Genomic DNA, 1628 nt, shown 5'->3' on the forward strand with positions numbered 1-1628 from the left:
TGATCACGAGCGACAACCTGCAGCTACTGTCGGAACGCAAGGTGCTCAAGGAGCGCGAATACGCGGCGCTGCTCGACGCGTCCGCGGTGATCGCGACCGCGCATGAAGAGGCGGCGCGCATCGTCGCCGATGCGCAGCGCGAATTCGACAAGCGCCAGGCGGCCGGCTACGACGAAGGCATGCGCCGCGCGCAACGCGAGCAGGCCGCGCAGGCGTACACGCAGGCGCTCGCCGCCACGCGTACGATGGAGACGATGAAGGACGCGATGGCCGATATCGTCGTGAAGGCCGTGCGCGCGATCGTCGGCGAGATGAGCACGCAGAAGCTGTACGAGGCTGCGCTCGCGCGGATCGCGCCGCTCGTACGTGACGAGGCGTTCCTGATCGTGCGTATCGCACCCGGCCGCAAGGACGAGATGCGCGACGCGCTCGACGGCGCGTTCGCGGGGCAGTCGAACCGGCAGAAGATCCGCATCGTCGAGGACGCGCAGCTCGAACGCCATGCGTGCACGGTCGAGACGCCGTCCGGGCGCATCGACGCGAGCCTCGACCTGCAGATCGACGCGTTGCGCCAGGCGATCCGCCGCGACGCGCTGAAGGGTGCCGCGCGATGAACGCGCCGCTCGATGATCCGCCACCGTTCGGCGACGACGACGGCGCGCCGTTCGATCGCGGCCGCCTGGTCGGCGAACTCGACGCGGGGCTCGCGTTCTTCTCGCCGGTGTCGGTGCAGGGCCGCGTCAACCACGCAGTCGGGCAGATATTGAACGCGACGGGCATCCGCGCGCGGCTCGGCGAGATTTGCGAGCTGCGCACGCCGAACCAGCCGACGCTGCTCGCGGAGGTGGTCGGCTTCTCGCGGCAGACGACGCTGCTCACGCCGCTCGGCGACGTGGCCGGGCTGTCGCCGGAGACGACCGTCGTGCCGTCCGGACGCGAGCATGTGTTCCCGGTGGGCGAGGCGCTGTTCGGCCGCGTGCTCGACGGGCTCGGCCGGCCACTCGACGATCGCGGGCCGGTGACCGGCGCCGCGTGGGTCTCAACGCAGCAGGACCCGCCGAATCCGCTCGCGCGCAAGATGATCGACACGCCGTTTCCGACCGGCGTGCGCGTGATCGACGGGCTGATGACGCTCGGCATCGGGCAGCGCGTCGGCATCTTCGCGCCGTCCGGCGTCGGCAAGAGCACGCTGCTCGGGATGATCGCGCGCGGCGCGCAGGCCGACGTGAACGTGATCGCGCTGGTCGGCGAACGCGGCCGCGAGGTGCGCGAATTCATCGAGCACAGCCTGTCGCCCGAGGTGCGCGCGCGGTCGATCGTCGTCGTGTCGACATCCGATCGCCCCGCGATGGAGCGCGTGAAATCCGCGCTGGTCGCGACCGCGATCGCCGAGCACTTCCGCGATGCGGGCAAGCGCGTGCTGCTGCTGGTCGATTCGCTGACGCGCTTCGCCCGCGCGCAGCGCGAAGTCGGCCTCGCGAGCGGCGAGCCGCCGACGCGGCGCAGCTTCCCGCCGTCGACGTTCGCGGTATTGCCGCGCCTGCTCGAACGCGCGGGGCAGGGGGCGCACGGGTCGATCACCGCGCTCTACACGGTGCTCGTCGAAGGCGACGAGGAATCTGACCCGA

Annotated in this window: 2 protein-coding genes; both read left to right on the top strand. The window is 71.0% G+C overall.

From position 1 onward, the window contains the following. Positions 1 to 2 precede the first annotated feature (2 nt). Positions 3 to 614 (top strand): type III secretion system stator protein SctL, encoded by a 612-nt coding sequence (gene sctL, locus JMF90_RS36305; protein ID WP_236598120.1) that lies wholly within the window; start codon positions 3 to 5, stop codon positions 612 to 614. Beyond that, positions 611 to 1628: FliI/YscN family ATPase (locus tag JMF90_RS36310; RefSeq protein WP_201326267.1), on the top strand; the 1018-nt coding region annotated here is incomplete at its 3' end. The genes sctL and JMF90_RS36310, both read left to right, overlap by 4 nt.

It is taken from the genome of Burkholderia sp. E168m23, assembly GCF_016586125.1.
GTDB classification, from domain to species: domain Bacteria; phylum Pseudomonadota; class Gammaproteobacteria; order Burkholderiales; family Burkholderiaceae; genus Burkholderia; species Burkholderia orbicola.